This window comes from Mucilaginibacter sp. JRF, assembly GCF_015223065.1.
GTDB lineage: Bacteria > Bacteroidota > Bacteroidia > Sphingobacteriales > Sphingobacteriaceae > Mucilaginibacter.
Genome location: NZ_JADFBY010000013.1, coordinates 45,157 through 63,851 on the forward strand (window position 1 = coordinate 45,157; position 18,695 = coordinate 63,851).

Annotated in this window: 15 protein-coding genes; 5 read left to right on the forward strand and 10 right to left on the reverse strand. The window is 43.4% G+C overall.

The genetic code is table 11. The features are described 5' to 3' along the window. Window positions 1-81: 81 nt before the first annotated feature. Window positions 82-1,680, reverse strand: coding sequence for a SusD/RagB family nutrient-binding outer membrane lipoprotein (locus IM792_RS20355; RefSeq protein WP_194103761.1), 1,599 nt, complete (start codon window positions 1,678-1,680; stop codon window positions 82-84). 5 nt (window positions 1,681-1,685) lie between these two features. After that, window positions 1,686-4,844 (reverse strand): SusC/RagA family TonB-linked outer membrane protein, encoded by a 3,159-nt coding sequence (locus tag IM792_RS20360; protein ID WP_228085296.1) that lies wholly within the window; start codon window positions 4,842-4,844, stop codon window positions 1,686-1,688. An 814-nt stretch (window positions 4,845-5,658) separates the two neighbouring features. Here IM792_RS20360 and IM792_RS20365 point away from each other — a divergent pair. Next, window positions 5,659-7,575 (forward strand): long-chain fatty acid--CoA ligase, encoded by a 1,917-nt coding sequence (locus tag IM792_RS20365; protein WP_194103762.1) that lies wholly within the window; start codon window positions 5,659-5,661, stop codon window positions 7,573-7,575. Here IM792_RS20365 and IM792_RS20370 read toward each other — a convergent pair whose 3' ends face one another. Beyond that, complete coding sequence (locus IM792_RS20370) at window positions 7,576-9,477, reverse strand: OmpA family protein (RefSeq protein ID WP_194103763.1); 1,902 nt, start codon at window positions 9,475-9,477, stop codon at window positions 7,576-7,578. 38 nt (window positions 9,478-9,515) lie between these two features. Next, on the reverse strand, window positions 9,516-10,139 hold the full coding sequence (locus tag IM792_RS20375; RefSeq protein ID WP_194103764.1) for a 7-carboxy-7-deazaguanine synthase QueE: 624 nt from the start codon (window positions 10,137-10,139) through the stop codon (window positions 9,516-9,518). A gap of 98 nt (window positions 10,140-10,237) precedes the next feature. Here IM792_RS20375 and IM792_RS20380 point away from each other — a divergent pair, with 98 nt between their 5' ends. Further along, window positions 10,238-11,002 carry a hypothetical protein gene (locus IM792_RS20380; RefSeq protein ID WP_194103765.1) on the forward strand — a complete coding sequence of 255 codons (765 nt, stop codon included), beginning with the start codon at window positions 10,238-10,240 and terminating at the stop codon, window positions 11,000-11,002. A 2-nt stretch (window positions 11,003-11,004) separates the two neighbouring features. Continuing rightward, window positions 11,005-11,358 (forward strand): Rieske 2Fe-2S domain-containing protein, encoded by a 354-nt coding sequence (locus tag IM792_RS20385; RefSeq protein ID WP_194103766.1) that lies wholly within the window; start codon window positions 11,005-11,007, stop codon window positions 11,356-11,358. Here IM792_RS20385 and rsmD read toward each other — a convergent pair. Both rsmD and IM792_RS20395 read right to left on the reverse strand, forming a co-directional pair. Beyond that, the gene (gene rsmD / locus IM792_RS20390; protein ID WP_194103767.1) at window positions 11,321-11,881 is read right to left on the reverse strand and encodes a 16S rRNA (guanine(966)-N(2))-methyltransferase RsmD; all 561 of its coding nucleotides are present in this window, start codon (window positions 11,879-11,881) and stop codon (window positions 11,321-11,323) included. The two genes, IM792_RS20385 and rsmD, sit on opposite strands and share 38 nt — an antisense overlap. After that, entirely contained in the window at window positions 11,869-12,672 is an 804-nt protein-coding gene (locus IM792_RS20395; RefSeq protein ID WP_194103768.1) for a DUF3822 family protein, read from the reverse strand. Before IM792_RS20395 ends, rsmD begins: the two co-directional genes overlap by 13 nt. A gap of 853 nt (window positions 12,673-13,525) precedes the next feature. Between IM792_RS20395 and IM792_RS20400 the strand changes: the two genes are divergently transcribed. Beyond that, window positions 13,526-13,879, forward strand: coding sequence for a hypothetical protein (locus IM792_RS20400; RefSeq protein ID WP_194103769.1), 354 nt, complete (start codon window positions 13,526-13,528; stop codon window positions 13,877-13,879). Window positions 13,880-14,004: 125 nt separating this feature from the next. Here IM792_RS20400 and IM792_RS20405 read toward each other — a convergent pair whose 3' ends face one another. Then, the gene (locus IM792_RS20405) at window positions 14,005-14,781 is read right to left on the reverse strand and encodes an SDR family oxidoreductase (RefSeq protein ID WP_194103770.1); all 777 of its coding nucleotides are present in this window, start codon (window positions 14,779-14,781) and stop codon (window positions 14,005-14,007) included. 79 nt (window positions 14,782-14,860) lie between these two features. Continuing rightward, window positions 14,861-16,075: an MFS transporter gene (locus IM792_RS20410; RefSeq protein ID WP_194103771.1), complete on the reverse strand. Its 1,215-nt coding sequence runs from the start codon at window positions 16,073-16,075 to the stop codon at window positions 14,861-14,863. 144 nt (window positions 16,076-16,219) lie between these two features. Between IM792_RS20410 and IM792_RS20415 the strand changes: the two genes are divergently transcribed. Beyond that, window positions 16,220-16,435, forward strand: a complete 216-nt coding sequence (locus tag IM792_RS20415) for a helix-turn-helix transcriptional regulator (RefSeq protein WP_194103772.1) — start codon at window positions 16,220-16,222, stop codon at window positions 16,433-16,435. Window positions 16,436-16,497: 62 nt separating this feature from the next. Here the strand turns inward: IM792_RS20415 and IM792_RS20420 are convergent, their stop codons facing one another. Next, the gene (locus IM792_RS20420; protein WP_194103773.1) at window positions 16,498-17,073 is read right to left on the reverse strand and encodes an NAD(P)H-dependent oxidoreductase; all 576 of its coding nucleotides are present in this window, start codon (window positions 17,071-17,073) and stop codon (window positions 16,498-16,500) included. Between the two features lie 193 nt (window positions 17,074-17,266). After that, the gene (locus tag IM792_RS20425; RefSeq protein WP_194103774.1) at window positions 17,267-18,682 is read right to left on the reverse strand and encodes an efflux transporter outer membrane subunit; all 1,416 of its coding nucleotides are present in this window, start codon (window positions 18,680-18,682) and stop codon (window positions 17,267-17,269) included. Between the last annotated feature and the right edge of the window lie 13 nt (window positions 18,683-18,695).

Consider the following 18,695-nt stretch of genomic DNA (forward strand, 5'->3'; position numbering starts at 1 on the left):
AATGAATGGAGAGTAGCGAAAAAATTAAAGCATCGTTGCGCCCCAATTACAGGGGCGCAACGATAGCTTTAAAGTGTTTTATTATTGTACATCCCACCAAACGCGAGTGTTGAAGTTATCAGCACCTTGGCTTGCAACAGCTGCCTGATAGTTGGCGCCGTTGGTTTGTGTTAATGTAACAGGATAAGGCATCCTGCGTGGTGTAGTTGTGCTATACTGACCTACGTAAGTTGGAGCAGTAATAACAGGGAAACCTGACCTACGGTAGTTAGCGAACGTTTCGTTAAAGTTGAACGTAGCTGATGTATGTACATAGTACTCCATGTTAATTTGCTCTAACGCTGTAGCCGGTACTAACGGGTGAGCAGCAATGTAAGTAGTTATATCACCACCATCAACCACTGCAACTGTACCTGAACTGTTCATTTGCGATAAAGTAAGCATGTTTGCTCTAAGCGCGTTAGCCCAGTGAGTAGCTGCAACACCTGTATTCCAACCGCGTGAAGCTGCTTCAGCCAACAATAGTTCAGACTCACCGTAAGTTAATACGATGTTAGCACCGCTACGGTCATCATAAACCAATAAACGAGGGCGTGAGTATCTGCCAAGCGGTGCCGGAGCATCGCCATCACCGTTAGCCGGAGTTGCGCCAGGATAACCTGTAGCTGTTGAGATATCACGGTTGCCACCTAACAGGTCATAACCATTTGGCATACCTACTTGTGATGCAAAGGTGCTGATACCTGGTCTGGTACGGTCCTCATTAAGTAATTTACCGTTACCGTTAGTGATCTCGGCAATGGCTGATACACGAGGGTCATTGTTCGCTTTCATATAATCGATCAATGTTTTACCCCAACGTACTTCGCGGAAATCGTCAGCAACTAATAAAGCCGCTGCGTTATCATTACCGTTACCGTTCGCGTTATCGGCATAAGTTTTAGCGTTATCAGTAATAGCACTCATGGTACCACCTGCATAAGCTTTTTCAGCCCACTCACGTGCTTCAGTAGCGTTAACTTTGGTCATACGCATAGCTACTTTAAGCATTAGGGTGTAGCCTAACTTTTTCCAACGCGCTACATCGCCACCGTAAAATAAATCGGCAGTTGGGCCTGCTTTAGTAGCATCTAAAGCAGCTGTAGCGGTTTCAAGCTGGCTAAGCATAGCGGCATATATATCCTCTTGCTGGTCAAACACCGGAGTGAATATACCGTTTTTAGCCTGGCCTTCCTGTGAGTAAGGCACATCACCGTAAAGGTCGGTTACGCGTTGTATAAATAACACACGTAATATAGTACCACAGGCATCAAGGTTGCTCAAATCAGCGTTACCTGCAACCAGGTTCTTCATCTCATCAACCAATGTTAAAGCCTGGTAGCCTCTGTTCCAGGTACGGTTGTAGTAACCAATACCGCTGCCACCTAATACATATTTATCACCGTTGCTGTAATAGCTGAATGTTGATGCCAGTGATTGAGTCCACATACTTTGGAAAAGTAGTTGATCGTAACCGGTTTGCGAAAAGGTGAACTGCGCCTGCGATAAAAGGTAATTAGGATTGAATAGATCTCCTGATACCGCGTTAGGGTTAGTGTTAACCTCGTCGAAGTTCTTGGTACATCCGGCCATGAAAGTAGCACCTGCAAGCAGGAAGCCTAATATATATTTCTTCTTCATCGTCGTTAGTTTTTAAGTTTTAAGTTCAGGTTAAGACCATAAGTGCGGGTGAAAGGTAAGCTTGTACCTTCGATACCTGCATAGTTAATAGTGTTTGAGAAACCTGACTCAGGGTCAATATTATCAGTATGCTTCATGATGGTCCACAAGTTACGAGCTACGAATGACACGTTGATGCCACCGAATGGAGTGCGTGCCAAAGCTTTGCTCGGAATGTTGTAACCTAAAGTTACCTGACGAAGTTTGATAAAGCTGCCATCAAGCACGTTTAATGATGATATACGGCGAGCTAACTCCTGGTAGTAAGTTTGCGCGTCAGGGCTTGCAGTATTTGCAGCACCACTTGCAGTTACACCATCAACAGTTACACCACCTTCACGACCTTCAAGCGTCATTTGGTTCAAACCACGGAAGATACTGTAGTAGTTAGTTGCTGAAAGCACTTTGTTACCAAAGCGGTAATCAACCAGGAATGATAAACTGAATTGTTTGTAGTTAAAGTTGTTATTGAAACCACCGTAAAGGTTTGGTAATGCTGAACCCATTGGGGTAAGCGCACCTTGTAGTGGAATACCGTTAGCGTCAACAATGATTTGGCCGCTTGCAGTACGCTGATAATCGTAAGCTAATATTTGCGGACCAGCTAAACCAACAACAAGCGCGGTGCTCGCGTTAAGCGGACGGTAAGTACCGAAGTTAATGTTTGCGTTAGTTACACCATCTGTTTGAAGTATCTTGTTCTTAACATAAGTTAAGTTGAATGACGGAGTCCAGCTGAATGATTCAGTACGAACCGGAGTACCGTGCAATTCTAACTCGATACCTCTGTTTTGAGTTGAACCTGTACCAATGTACCTGTTAGTGTAACCTGATGATTGGTCAATAGTACTGTTGATGATCTCGTTAGTTGTTTTACGTGAGAAAACAGACAAGTCGAAACCTAAACGGTCACCAAAGAATTTCATCTCTAAACCAGCCTCAAGCTCTTTCAGGGTGAAAGGTTTCAGGAACAAGTTTGGTAATTGAGAGCTGAAACCACCAGTAGGAGTACCATTGATAGCGTTGTTCACGTTATAGTAAACCTGGTTAGTGTATGGGTTAGCCGCACCACTGCTTTGCGCGAATGATAAACGTACTTTACCAAAATCAACATTCTGCATTTTCCACAGATCAGAGAAGATAAAGCTACCTGATACTGATGGCGTGAAGATACCACGACCTACCTCTGATGAGATACTGCTGTATGTATCGTAACGACCGGTAGTACCGATAACGATGTAATCTTTAATTGAGAAATCTGCTGAGTAGTAAGCTGAGTTAACGTTTTGCTTAGTGTAAGCGTCAATTGGGTTGGCGTTACGGCTTGCAAAGTTTTTCAAGCTGTAGAAGTAAGGGATAATGAAACCACCGTTACCGCTGATGAATGTACCAGTGTAGCTGCTTTTACGGATGTTACCACCTACTGACATATCTACACGTAAGAAATCCTTAACAATGTCATGACGACCGTTGATCAAGATATCCGCGTTCAACTCATCTGTCTGATAGTTAGTTTGAGTCATGGTACCATTATCATTACGATAAGCTGTTCCTGTTGGCTCAATGCCTATACGCTCGTCATTAATGTTATCATAACCTAAACGAGCCTGTGCTGATAACCAGTTAGTAAAGCTATATTTAGCAGTAACCGCTGATATTAAGCGTTTTCTGTAAACATTATTAACAAAGTTATTGGCTGCAAAGTATGGGTTAGTTACATAAACGTCATTTGTAAATGTTTGCTCTCTGCCTGATGCCAAAGTACCTGGTGAAAGGATGCTCTGATCCTGGTTTGGAGCCAGAAAGGTTACGTTGTTCGGGTTACCCGGACCATCGCTCAAGCCTGAACGGTTTTTACTTTTCTCGTAAACGTAGTTGGCCATTAACGATACCTCAAGTTTTGAAGTAACTGACTGCATACCGTTAAAGTTGAATGTTTTACGATCAAGGTAGCTGTTAGGTACAATTGAGTTAGCGCGCATGTTTGAACCTGATAAGCGGAAGCTACCAGTTTCGCCACCGCCTGAGAATGTAGCAGTGTTAGTAGTTGTAGGCGCGGTACGGTAAAAATCAAGGTAATTGTTTACCGGTGAGTAAGCATAGCTGTTACCGTCAAACTGAATTACTTGCGAACCATCCATTTTAGCACCCCAAGCTAAGTTACCTGAAGCTAATGCCCCATCAGCAGTAGTTGGTTTTAAACCATTTTGACCCTGACCGTATACATTTTGGAAGTCAGTATTGTCAACCGGTTTATCTAATTGTACGTTGCTGTTTATTTCAACACCAAAGCCAGCATTCTTTTTACCGGTTTTAGTAGTGATCACAATTACACCACCGCTTGCACGTGTACCATATAGTGCAGATGCTGACTGGCCTTTAAGTACAGTGATGCTCTCGATATCATCAGGGTTGATGTTTGAGATACCATCACCATAATCGGCACCGCCCCACTCACCTGATGAACCACGTTGCGTGTTATCAATAGGCACACCATTAATAACGTATAATGGGCCGTTAGTTGAGAAGCTGGTTAAACCACGTAATAAAACGCGGGCTGATGAACCCGGACCACCTGCTGACTGGCCAATGCTCACACCGGCAACACGGCCAGATAGTGATGACATAACGTTAGTTTCGCGGGCTTTGTTAAAGTTATCGCTGTTTACTGTAGTTACAGCGTAACCAAGGGTACGTTGTTCTTTTTTGATACCTAACGCTGTTACAACAACCTCTTTAAGGTCTGTTTGCGCTGGTTGTAAGGTTACGTTAATTACAGTTTTACCTGCAACCGCTACTTCTTGAGTAGTATAACCTATAAATGAGAAAACCAATGTACCGTTATCGGGCGCATTGATAGAGAATTTACCTGTAGCATCGGTAACTGTACCAGCGCTTGAGCCTTTAACGGCTACTGATACACCCGGAAGGGGAGCGCCGTTTTCGTCAACTACCTTACCGGTAACCGCTACTGGAGCTACTGCTTTAATTGATACCGGCGCCGCAACAACAGTGTTGTTAAAATTGGTAGCGGCCACGGCTAACATAGAGAACTTAAAAATTAATGAGGCTTTTTTTAGCCAGTACTTATCCCTTACACCCGATGGATGTTCAAAATATTTCATAATTTTACTCGGTTAAAGTGACTTGATTATGAGGCAATAACAGCTGCCACTGCGATTGCCGTTTGTTAATTAGTTTCTTGCAGGAATTATGAATAATAATTCCTGTTTTTTTTTGCGGAGTACCGTTTATCTCATATTGTTTTTTTGTTTAAAGGTTAATACTTAATTAATAAACATACATATCTTTTTTAGTGCTGTTAACCGATCTGCCGGTGATATACCTGACCTGAATAAACTGCCCGTTAAAACAACAGACGCTATCCCGTTCAATACCGCAGACCATGATTTATATTGGATGAAAACTGGTGTAGATTGATTATAAAAATCGATTGCAGAGCTTGCAAAAGCACAAGGGCGCACTGCTGCTATACAGGCATTTTGCTTTTGATTAGTAATGATGTACTGAGTAAAGTTTTTGTACATATTTTACGCGCTTACAATAGTTATTTTAAAAACGTTGAGGCAATTTAACATTAATGTTACATATCCAAAACAATTTTTAATTTTTTTTTATAAACATTCTACAAAACATTTAAAAACTGTAATCTTGACATTACTTTTTAAATATTTTAATTATTCACTAATATATAGTTTATTATTTTATTTAAAAACAAGCCTTTAATGATTTGATTAAATAACAAAAAATTAAATTGTTACTTATCGATATCATAATATGATGCGTATCACAAAAAATATTGAATAAAAATTCAATAAAACGTTTTACATTATGATTTGATGTATAAATCCGCTTGTTTAATTTATTTTATAAAATAAATTTAGCTTTGTCTTAACAACAACCAATTAGTCAACTTAAATGAACTTTGACAGCAAATTAGCTACAGTACCCAGCCTGATACATAATATAATTAACAATATCCATCCGGCTACTCATCCCTTTTTAAGCCATAAAGTAAAAAACGAATGGGTGGATATATCATACAAAGAGGCTTTGGAGAAAATCAATGCCGTATCGGCCTGGTTACTGCACATCGGTATTAAAAAAGGCGACCATATTGCCCTGATGATAGAGAACGGGCCCGACTATATATATTATGATCAGGCACTACAGCAAATAGGCGCCGTTAACACCTCCATCTACCCTACCCTTAGCGAGGCGGATGTGGAGTATATATTAAATGATTCGCAGGCGCGCACAATATTAGTAGGTAATCCATTCCTTTTTCGTAAGACACAGAAGATAGCGAACAACTGCCCGGCGCTCATCCGCATTATACCTGCTTTTGATGATTTTGAGAAACACATCTCCGGTTCGGTATTGAACGCCGGCATCATCGGCTTTAAACAGATTATTGCTGAAGGCACCTCATTACTGAAGCAATATGAATCGGCTATTAAAATAGCGCGCGAGGCTATCCTACCGTCCGATCTTTCATGCCTTATATATACATCGGGCACTACGGGCACGCCTAAAGGCGCCATGCTTACGCATTACAACTTAACAGCCAATGTTTGGGCCAGCCTGATGCAGATCACCGTGGTTGAAAAAACAGATGTATTCCTGTCGTTCCTACCCTTGTCGCACGTATTTGAGCGTACTGCTACTTACCACATATGTTTGGCGGCGGGTTGTAAGATAGTATTCGCGCAAAGTCTTGATCTGCTGGCTAAAAACATGGGCGAGGTAAAGCCAACCATCATGAACTGTGTACCCCGCCTGCTTGAACGCATACAGGACAGGGCCATGAAAACCGGCACCGAAGCCGGAGGCATAAAAGCTAAGATATTTTTATGGGCACTTAACGTAGGGCGTAAATATCGCTACGCTGTTGAGGCAGGTAAGTCGCCTGGGTTGATACTAAACAGCCAGAATAAGCTTGCCGACAAACTGGTATTCAGCAAGATAAAGGAGAAAACCGGGGGCCGATTAAAGTTCATGATATCGGGCGGTGGAGCATTGCCTAAAAATGTGGGCGAATTTTTTGGCGACCTGGGCATCAAAGTTTTAGAAGGCTACGGCCTCACCGAAACATCGCCGGTAATGAGTGTTAACGAGCAGGACAGGCAAGTATACGGCACAGCGGGCAAGGTTATACCGGGCATTGAAGTAGCCATACAAAATATTGACACACAGAAAATATATACCATTCAGACACACGAAAGCTTTAAGCCCGATTTTGAATCGGAAGAAGGGGAAATAATAGTACGTGGTCACTGCGTGATGAAGGGTTACTGGAACAAGCCGGAAGATACTGCCGCCGCTATTGATAAGGATGGATGGTTCCATACGGGCGATATCGGCAAATTCTTTAAAGGTAACATTCAGATAACCGACAGGCTGAAAAACATGCTGGTGAACGCTTATGGCAAAAACGTGTACCCTACCCCTGTTGAAAACACTTATTTAAAAAGTCCGCGTATTGAGGGCGTATTTTTAATTGGCGACAGGCGCGAGTATATCACAGCTATCATTATCCCATCAAAAGATTCGTTGCAAACAAAGTTTGGCCTGCCCGAAAGCTTTTTTGAACAGGAGGATACTTTTATTGAAGATGCCGAGGTAGTAAAATGGATTGCTGAGGATATACGTAAATACTCAAACGAGCTGGCAAAATTCGAGCGTATCAAAAACTTTAAGGTAAAACGTAAGCCTTTCAGCATGGATGAAGGCGAGATAACCCCTACCATGAAAGCCAAACGCCGTGTTATTGAAAAGAAATACGCCCAGGCTATTGATGATCTGTACGCTGCCGAGGCCGACGATGCGCTGTAATTATTGAGCCACGATCTTGAATTCGGTGCGCCGGTTTAGCTGGCGGCCGTTTTCGGTATTATTATCAGCAATGGGTTGGGTTTCGCCATAACCTTTGTATACTAATCGCCCGGCTGGTACTTTATCTTTAATAAGATAATTATATACCTCTTTAGCCCGGTTTTCTGACAGCACCTTGTTCAGATCATCATTACCCATGTTATCCGTATGGCCTGATATTTCTATCCGCACCGTAGGGTTCTCATTCATAAATTGTATCAGCTTAGCCAGCTCCGCCTTTGATTCGGGCTTAAGGTTATATTTATTGGTATCGAAAAAGATATTGCGCAACACCACCTTTTTGCCCACCTCAATGGGCGATAGCTCCACCTCTATATTAAACGGCGATTTAGGCACCTGCCCAACCAGCGAAAAGTTCTCCGAATAAAACAGGTAACCGCTGCGCGAAATGTTCAACCCGTAATTTTTACCCGATGTAAGCGTAGCTAAAAAGCCGCCATCGTGTTCGCCGCTGTAATCCCGGTATACATCGCGGTTGCGTTCCAGGTCTATGATCTCGATATCAGCCTCGAGGGGTTGTTTGGTTTTTGCATCAATAACCTTACCTTTTACGTAGGTTACCAGTTTTGGCCTGGCCTTTTGCGGCATTTCAAACATATATATATCAAACCCGCCGCTGCCCTGTAATTTGTTCGACGAAAAGAAAGCGTAATTGCCTTGCGCGGTCAATGTGAGCCCATTCTCATCACCGCTTGAGTTAATGGGATAACCCAAATTTTCGGGCTTTTGCCATTTTCCATTCGCATCAAGCCTGCTCACAAACAGATCCTTATTACCCAAACCCGGCCAGCCGTTCGAGCAAAAATACAGCGTATTATCATCAGGATGGATAAATGGTGATTGCTCATCGTAAGGCGTGTTGATGCTTGGGCCAAGGTTTTCGGGTTCTGTCCAGCCATTATCGGTTAGGTTGGTTTTCCAGATGTCGTATCCTCCCAAACCACCGGCCTTGTTACTCACAAAATATAGCGTACGTCCATCGGCGCTTATTGAGGGTTGCGACTCCCAGGCACCTGTATTTACCGGCGGGTTTATACCTACAGGCTTGCCCCAATCATCCCCATGTTTTTGTGCAATATAAATATCACACTTACCACGCCCATCGGGGCGGTTACAGCCTGTAAAAAACAGGTAATGCCCGTCCTGAGATATGGATTGCGCGCCCTCATTATAGTTTGGCGTATTAATATTGCTGCTTAAATAAGTCGCGGCCTGCCATTTGCCGTCCTTTTTTTCACTCTTATAAAAATCTTCGTTGTCGTTTATCTTGCGGGTAAATATCAGGGTACTTTCATCGGCGGTAGCCACGGGCATATACTCATCATCGGCAGAGTTTACGCCGGTGCCAATATTCATCGGCTTAAAGGCAACCGGATTTTTTATAGCCTCGACAGAAAAATCACAATCACCTATCAGCTTTTGGGCATAGGCCATATTTTGCAGGGTGATGTTATTGAATGTAAGATACTTTTGCAGATGCTGCTTAGCCTGAACATATTGAGCCTCTGATACTTCTATCTCGCCCAGCTTAAGGTAAACCGCACGGTTAAAGTCGGCATTAAGGGTAATGGCTTTACGGTAATGCTCAATAGCGGCTTTATGATCGCGCTTGCGGCGTGAAAGATCGGCCAGTTGAATGTGGGCTTCAACAAATTTACTATCCTCGGCAATGGCTTTATTGAGTTCCACAATCGCCTCGTCAAACAAGCGTTCGTCCATCAATCGGTTGGCCTCGGCAAAATGGCTAATGGCTTGTTTATCCGTGCTGGTGTATTGACCGTTTTGCGCAAAAGCGGTAATAGTTGCGAAAAATAGCAAGAACAGTAGAGAAATAAATCGCATAGGGTTACAATACGGTTATATAACCCAAGTTACAACAATCAGGGAATATTTAAAAACTTGTGCGTTTGTAGTGAAATTTCCCACTTCGGATTGCTCATTACATAATCAACAATCAATGGGGTCATCTCCTTTGCGCGCGACCACTCGGGCTGCAAGAACAGCTTACAATCGGGCGATACGGTTAACGCGTTTTTCTCGGCGAACTCAAAGTCGGATTTATTGAAGATGATCACCTTCAGCTCATCGGCCATAGTGGCAACATCAGGCGATGGTGCTTTGAATTTTTTTGGCGACAGGCATATCCAATCCCACTTGCCCGATAGCGGGTAAGCGCCCGATGTTTCAATAAAGGTACGTATGCCGCTGGCCTGCAATTGCGCGGTAAGGTAATCAAGGTTGTAGATCAACGGCTCGCCACCGGTTACCACCACATTTTTTGCCGGATGTTTTGAGGCATGTTCAACTAAGGTATCGGCAGCGGTAAGGGCATGCAGTTCGGCATCCCAGCTCTCCTTAACATCGCACCAATGGCAGCCCACATCGCAGCCGCCCAGGCGGATAAAATATGCAGCCTTACCGGTATTGTATCCCTCTCCCTGTATCGTGTAAAATTCTTCCATTAATGGAAGCAATGTGCCGTCGTCCGGAATTTGATGTGCCATAGTAATAATCGGCAAATATACACATTAGCGAATTAAGCCATTTTACCTGCTTTTTTTATTTTATTGAATATTAGTTATTTTACTTTAAATTTACCTTAATGAAAAAACTTTACCTGCCTATCACCCTCATAACCATGCTCTTGCTATCATCATGCGTTGATATTGAGGAGCGTTACAGTTTTGCTGCGGATGGATCGTGCAAGGTAGTTTATGGTTTTGACATGAGCCGGGCCATATCTGTACTGCAAAACCTCATGACCGACTCGTTGCGGACCACCCCGCAATTCGCCATGAAAAAGGATACAGTGCTCAACTTTTACAGCGCCATACCCGACAGCATTCAGCACAGCATGACAGCCGAGGATATCAAACTGGCGCAAACCAGCGACCTGGCAGTTAAAATGGATCTGCAAAAAAGCCTGATGCGGGTAAGGGTTAGCCATTACGCCAAAAACACTGCCGACCTGGAATATTATCTGAAAAACATATCTAAAATATCGCAAAGCAGCCAGCTAAGCGCGCTAACCAAAGGGCAAAGCCGTAATACCGAGGCTGATTCAAAATCATTGATCGGTAGCCAGGATTATTATACTTACGAGATAACGCCAACCCGTTTCCGCAGGATAGTGGATAAGATAAAATTCAACGCGTTTTTAAAGCGCACACAATCAACCCTGGTAATGGCTAAGGCTATGCTTATTGATATGCCTTACAAAGTTGTGCTTAACTTTGCCAAACCGGTAAAAAAGGTAAACAACCCCAAGGCAGTACTATCAGCAGACAGGCGCAGCGTTACCTTGGTTACCGATATGGACGAAATTATACGCAACCCTGCCGTAATGAACTTGCAGGTTGATTTTTAAGCATGAAGTGGTTTAAAGTTGATGATATAAACCCTACCGACACATTCATCAAAAAAATAAAGGCCGATGGCAAAAATATTTGTGTTGTGGGGTATGAGGGTAATATATACGCCTTAGCCGCACGATGCCCGCACGCGGGCGAAGATTTGAGCCGTGGCTGGTGTAAGGATGGTAAGCTGGTATGCCCTGTGCACCGCTTCTCCTACTCGCTCGAAAATGGGCGCGGCAGCACCGGGCAAGGCGACTATGTGCGCACCTATCCTGTTAAAATATCAAACGGAAATATATCTGTGGGCGTGAGTTCTTTCTGGCAAAAGATCAAAGGCTTATTCGGTCCTGATGATTCACTTTTTTGAAGAATGAGAATGAGGAATGACCATACTTACGCTGCTCCGTAAAAGCAGGGTGATTACTCAGATTTTGCATGGATTGATGCTCGATGATCAGCAAGCCGCCGGGCAATAGCAGATCTTTTTCAAAAACCACTTTGGCAATTTCAGGTATCCGGCTCAGATCATACGGCGGATCGGCAAATATTACATCATATTGCTCTGTTTCCATTTCCAGATACTTAAAAACATCGGCACGATAGGTTTTGATGTTTTCGAGGCCATGCTTTTTGGCCATGTCCTTCAAGTAATTCAGTCCGTTAATGTTACGATCAACCGCTGTAACCAGGCTCGCCCCTCTTGATGAAAACTCAAGCGACAGGTTGCCGGTACCGCTAAATAAGTCGAGTACCTTAATATCCTCCAGCTCAATTTGATTCTGCAGGATATTGAACAGGGCTTCCTTAGCCAGATCGGTAGTTGGGCGAGCAGGTAAATTATTAGGCGGGTTTAACCGCAAACCACGCAGCCTACCCCCTATAATACGCATAGCGATAAGGCGGTTAATGATAGTATCTGCTGCGCTTCTATCTCTCTTGGTAATGTGGTTGTACTTATGGTATTAAGCTCAACAGTTTTAAAGTATTGCAATGCGGCAGCAATCAGTTCATCATCGCTCTCAATCGCTCCGCTTAATACCAGGCGCACATCAGCAGGCTCCATATTGATAGCCTTGGCAGCGAGGGCGGCAAAGTATATGGCATCGTTATCGCCGGTGTATTCAAAGCTATTGTAATAACGCACCTTGCCGTACCTGTAGTAAAGCAACTCAATACGCCCATCCAATAAATTAATATACAGCGTATCATCAGCCGGTGCATTTGCGCCGATGGCCTTTACCCAACCCTTTGCATTAAAAACCGTATACTCCAGTCCAAAACGCTTTTTAGCCAGATCGGCTATGCGGGTATCAGCTTTGTATACAATGTAGTTTTCGGTATCGAGCTTTTGCGTGAATGTGCTTTCGGTTGGCAATACATTGAGTAAACGGGCGTAATCTGCCACGCTGGCTTCATTATATACCCGGGCAGGAATTAATGAAAAGCCTGTAGCGGGTAAACCAATTACCAATTGCTTGTAGTCAGCCTCTAACAAATCGGTAAGTTCTTCGGGAGCAGATAGCTCATCAAGCGGATGCCCACTTTCGCAAACCAATAGTTTATCGCCTGCTGTTACAGCGTATGTAAAACTATTGCTGTGCAGTTGCACCAGCAAGGTATAGTCAGCCGCGGCATCAAGCCCGAAGGCTTCGTCATGGTAGTTGAAAGTAGGTTCGTTCATGTATGCAATAGCAACAAAAATAGTACTTTTTTTGAAAGCGGTACCGTTGTGGTCAACCTAAATAAAGTCACTATAAAAGCATCAACCAAAATTCAGTTAAAAAAATAAAGGCTTTAAGCACTCGCTGCTTAAAGCCTTCCCTAATTTAACTTTATGTATTTTTTTTAGCAGCTCAAAACTATCTAAAAGGTTACCTATTTTCAACTGCCCGCCGGTTCAACAACACGATTGCACAGTAGCTTCACAGTGTATTTTATACATCATCATTTTTTGAAAACGATTTGACCAGCAAACAGATACGTTATTAACAAGCTACACTGATACGTGTTATCACATCATTTTACGTAAAGCTATCTGTTACGTATTTGTGTAATTTTTCGGCAGGTATGATATTGGAAAAATAATAATGAAAATATCGAGGAAGATCAAACCAAAAACTTATACATAATACATTGTAATACAACACATTTACATTACAATACATTTATTTTAGGATAACATTGAACAATGTTTTTCACAGCAATAATACTGTTTTCGCATATTTCGCAAGGGAAAAACACTCCTTTTAAGAATATTTCAAAAAGTTATCCACATTATTGAAAGTTTTTTACGTTTAGTGATAATTTATTACAATCGTAAAATTTGGCTATATATACTGTTTTTGAGCCTCTACAATTTCAGGGCGAAATTGTTTTCCACAAGTTATTAACACCATTTTGGAATATTGTGTTAATAACTCATTGTAACCATGTGCTTTATATTAACGTTAAAGTTGTTCTTTTGTGGTAGATATATGTGAAAGTGACGTATATCATTGCACTAAAACACATTAAAACCGAACATTTTATCATACATGAGTAATCCCAATCATCACGGACAACTTGTTGAACATGCCATCCGCAGGCGGGGCATCAGTTTAACAGACCTTGCGCTGAGTTTAAATGTAAACAGACGCACATTGTACAACTGGTTCGAAAGTTCTTTTTTAAAGAAGAACGTTATTCACCGGATCGGACTGGCCATTAACCACGATTTTTCAGTAGAGTTTCCACACCTGTTTACATCAGATGTATTCAGCAGTGAGAACATCCGCAATTCAAGCCATCAGGGCGCGGATAGCAACCACTCAGAATGGAAAGATAAATATATAGCTTTACTTGAAAAATACAATGAGGTATTAGCATCTCAGGCATTTGTGAGAGCATAATTTTTACCTTACGCATAAAACGGCTTCAAACCGTAACCTTATCATACGCGAAAACGGGTATAGCATTAATTAAATGCTATATATCACCAGGTTATTATCCCCTAAATAACTTGGTTTATAAAAACTTAAGCGCCCTGCCCTAAGTTGATCATCAGGCCACCATCCATAGTATAGGTTGAGCCGGTGACATAGTTAGCCGCGGGAGATGCTAAAAACAACGCTACCTCTGCAATTTCCTCTGGTTTGCCGGCACGTTTAGCCGGAATATGTGACGTAGCTTCCTTAAGCTGCTCCGGGTTATCTATTGCCTTTTGATTCATGGGTGTGAGTATCATGCCGGGGGCAATGTTATTCACGGTAGTACCGCTTTCGGCGAGCTCAAGGGCCAGCGAACGGGTAAAATTACGCAACGCGCCTTTTGAGGCATTATAGTCGGCATTGCCGGGTGTGGCTATTTCTTCGTGGATGGATGATATATTGATGATCTTGCCCTTGATGTTAGCCGACCTTAAATGCTGAACAAACTTGCGGCAGGTAAAAAACGGACCGTAAACATTGGTGCGTATACAGGTATCAAAAGTTTTGGTATCCATATCGGCTACCTTAATATTTGAGCCGTTTACGGCGGCATTGTTCACTAATATATCAAGGCCGCCCAATTGGTTGATGATATCGTCGATGGCTACGTTAACACTATCTTCTTCGGTAACATCGAGTTTGAAGGATAGCGCACGTACGCCTTGTTCTTCAATGCGTTGTTTGGTTTCATTGGCTCCCTCCTCGTCGGAGTGATAGCAAATGGCTACCGATGCGCCTTCACGCGCGAACGCTATGGCCGTTGCCCTGCCAATGCCTGAATCGGCACCGGTTATAAAAGCTACCTTTGATTGTAATATGCCCATGTTTTTTTACGGTTGATGTTTGCTTTATTTAAACCGCACCGGGCAAAAATGTTTTGGGTAATAATTAAATTAACACAGATCAGCCCTCGCGCGGGATGTAGAACGGTGTGCGCTTCCAAACCAGCATGTACATTAAAGCTGATAGCGCGATAGCGCCGCAAATAAACAAGCTTACGGGTATGCGTGCCAGCACATCCTGATAGTAAGCGCCTGCGAGCAACGCCCCCAAGCCAATACCGGCTTCAAGCGAGATATACATGGTAGCCACAGCCTTACCACGGTATTGCGGATCGCTTAGATCTACCGTCCAGGCATTTATGGCCGGTGACGCGATGCCCGAGCCGATGCCGAATAATACCGCGCCCGCCATTAACACAAAAGGTGTTGAGCCGAAACCTGCCACCACAAGCGACAGGGCTATGATAGCTATACCCACACGGATAACATTAACACGGCCATGCCTGTCGGACACCTTGCCCGCCACAAAACGGATAAGTAACGAAGCGATGGTAAACACCATGAAGAACATACCCTTATTGGCGATGCCTAAATGTTCCGACCAATCCGGAATCACGGTTAATATAGCCCCGTAAGGCATGTAAGATATTAGTGTTACCACCCCTGCCGGGATAACATGGCGATCAATGATATCACTCTTTGAAATTCGGAACAGCGAGAAGCTGAAGTGTTGTTTTTGCTTTAGGGTTTCCTTCATGTTCATCAATATAATGATGGACATGAGCGCCAGTGCCGACGAGCAATAGAACAACACATTAATAGAAAAATGCAAAGTAATAGCGCTGCCAATTGCCGGACCAATGGCCATACCCGTACTAAAACATAAACCATGTATACCCAATGCCTCGCCCCAACGGCTTTGCGGAATAATATCGGCCACGTAGGCTGCTGTGGCTGTTGGTTTAAACCCGGTTGAAAAACCATGTATCAGCCTTAAAAACAAAAAGCCACTAACGCTGGCCAGCAGCGGGTATAAAAAGCCGCAAATAAAACATACTATGGAGCCTACGGCCATAATAGGCACGCGGCCAACGGTATCGGTAAACTTGCCGCTGAACGGGCGCGATATACCTGCTGTAAGCGTGAATAACGCGATGATGAGTCCTTTATATTCTGCACCGCCCAGGCTGCTCAGGTAAGCAGGTAACTCGGGGATCAGCATATTAAAACTTGCCGAAAATAGCAGTGAGCTGAGGCATAGCAAGCCAAATTGTAAGGTATAAATACTTTTTGCGGGAGTAGTGTTTGAGCTTAGCGGGTCCGTGTCATCAATCATTGTCAAATATAGGTTTTTTGCCTAAACGGGAGCGTTATGTAACAAATTCTATATTATTAACAATTATTTATCAAACTCAAAACTAATGATATAACACCCACGTATATCATAGTAATTACTTATACCTAATAAACCGAAAAGCATATGTATTCAAAAATCAAAAAGGTATCGGCCAATATCAGGCGGATACGTGAATCGCTCAATTATTCACAGGATTACGTGGCCATGAAAGCCCATATTTCGCAAAACTCTTACAGTAAAATTGAACTCGGCTACTCGAAGATCAGCCTTGAACGATTTTTTTTAATAGCCGATGCCCTTGGGGTTGATTATTCCCTGTTATTGGAGCCTAACGATTAGTTTAGGCAAATGCGAAAACGAAAAAGGCATCAGCACAAACTGATGCCTTTGATATATTATACTTATACCTGATCAGCCTTGATGGCTGCCAAACCTTTTGTCCAGCGCACTAATTGCGTCAGCATAACATCGGCAACATGGTGCAGTTGCTCATTTGGCGAGAAGATGCCGTTCTCATCAATATACTGGTTAAGGCTGGCTATGTTCACCCCTTCGGATAATGATATGGTACGCAAATTCAACAGATCAGCCTTCAGGTTTGATACCGCACGCACTCCTGCGAATTGCCCTAACGAATAGCTTACTATACCGGCTGGTTTGTAGGCCCACTCATGCACTAAATACTCCAGTGCGTTTTTTAACGGTGCCGGATAGCTGTAATCGTATTCGGCGGTAACAAATATAAAAGCATCAGCCTCGGTAATTTTGGCACTCCATTGCTTGGTGTGTTCGTGCTCGTATTGCTGCATAATGGGGTGCACGGCCTCATTCATTAACGGCAGGTTGATCTCGCCCAGGTCAAGCACCTCGGCGTTGAAATTACCTGTTTTGTTGGCTACCTCTTTTATCCAGTTAGCTACTATGGGGCCTTTACGTCCCGGGCGTACGGTTGATGTGATTATCTTTAAATTATACATGATTGTCAGCGTTTTTAATTTACATGTTTAAACACATATCAAATGTAGTGATTAAATTATAAACAACAACATAAAGTAGTTGAGGTTGTTACAAATGAAACAGGCATGACAACTTTGCATCTGCATTAAACAAAAAAAGCCGGCCTGCACCATAACAGTGCAAACCAGCTCACTAAACAAAGGTTTAATATTTTTATTGCCAGCCGCCGCCTAACGAGCGGTAAAGCTCAACAACGGCACCCAGTTGCTGGCGTTGTATTGATGCCAAATTCAGCTGCGCTTGTAATGAGTTAGTTTGCGCCGTAATTACCTCAAGGTAATTGGCCATATCGCTCTTGAACAACAAGCGGGCGTTTTTCACTGCCTGGTTCAAAGTATCAACCTGGCCGTTGGCTATTTGCCTTTGCTGCTGCAACTTTTGGTTTTGCACCAAAGCGTTGCTCACCTCGCCTACCGCGTTCAATACCGATTGCCTGAATTGTAATACCGCTTGCTCGCGCTGTATCTTGGCAACTTCATATTGTGTTTTCAGGGTACGATTACGGAAGATAGGCTGCAGTACCGAACCTGTAGCCAAACCAAACAACGAGCCCGGAATGTTAAACCAATTGCTTGATCTGAATGATTGCAAACCGCCCTGCGCGGTAATGGTAAGCGATGGGTACATATTAGCCTGTGCCACCCCTACCTGGGCATTTGATGATACCAGCGCCATCTCGCTTGAGCGAACATCGGGCCTGCGGCTTAGTAAGGCGGCAGGTAAGCCGGTATTTAAAGCGGTTGGCAGTTCGGCGGTTTCAATGCCCTTTTTGCGGGCTATAGCGCCGGGTAACTGGCCGGTTAATATCTGCAAGGCATTCTCCTGTATGGTGATGCTTTGTTCGAGCTGAGGAATAAGCAGCGCAGTTGTTTGGCGTTGCGCATCGGCCTGCTGAACAGCAAGCAGGTTAACCTCACCTGCATTTTTCAGCAGGCGGGTTAGGTTAACCGTACTGTCGCTAAGACTTAGATTTTGCTGGGCGATAGCCAACTGCCTGTCAAGCATCAACAGGTTATAATACCCCTGCGCTATATCAGCAACCAATTGGGTTTGTACCGCTTTGGTAGCTTCGTAAGTTTGCAGGTACTGCGCCAGTATTGATTCCTTTTGCCGACGTATCTTACCCCAGGTATCCAACTCCCACGATAGTAGTAAGCTGGCATTATAATCCTCAATGTGCTTGCTGCCCAAAAAGCTGCTCGCGCTAAGGCCGTTCAAACTATTGTCCGAAGGGCGATTGTATTGCCCGGTTATCTGCAAGTTTAACTGTGGCAATAACGATAGCTTGGCCTGTTTAACCTGTTGCTGAGCAATATCAATACGTTTAACCGCAATTTGCAGGTTGTAGTTGTATTTAATCCCCTTGTCAATCAATCCCTGTAAGGTGGTGTCAGTAAAAAACTGTTTCCACTGTATACTGGCAATGCTGCTGGTATCAGCATAGCTTACACCGGCAAAATTATCGGGAAGCTGCACCTCTGGCCGCTGGTAATTTTTACCTGCCTTACAAGCGTTCAGGGTTAACGCTATCAGCAATGCGGCATATATAATTAAACTATTCTTTTTCATGATGATATATGAT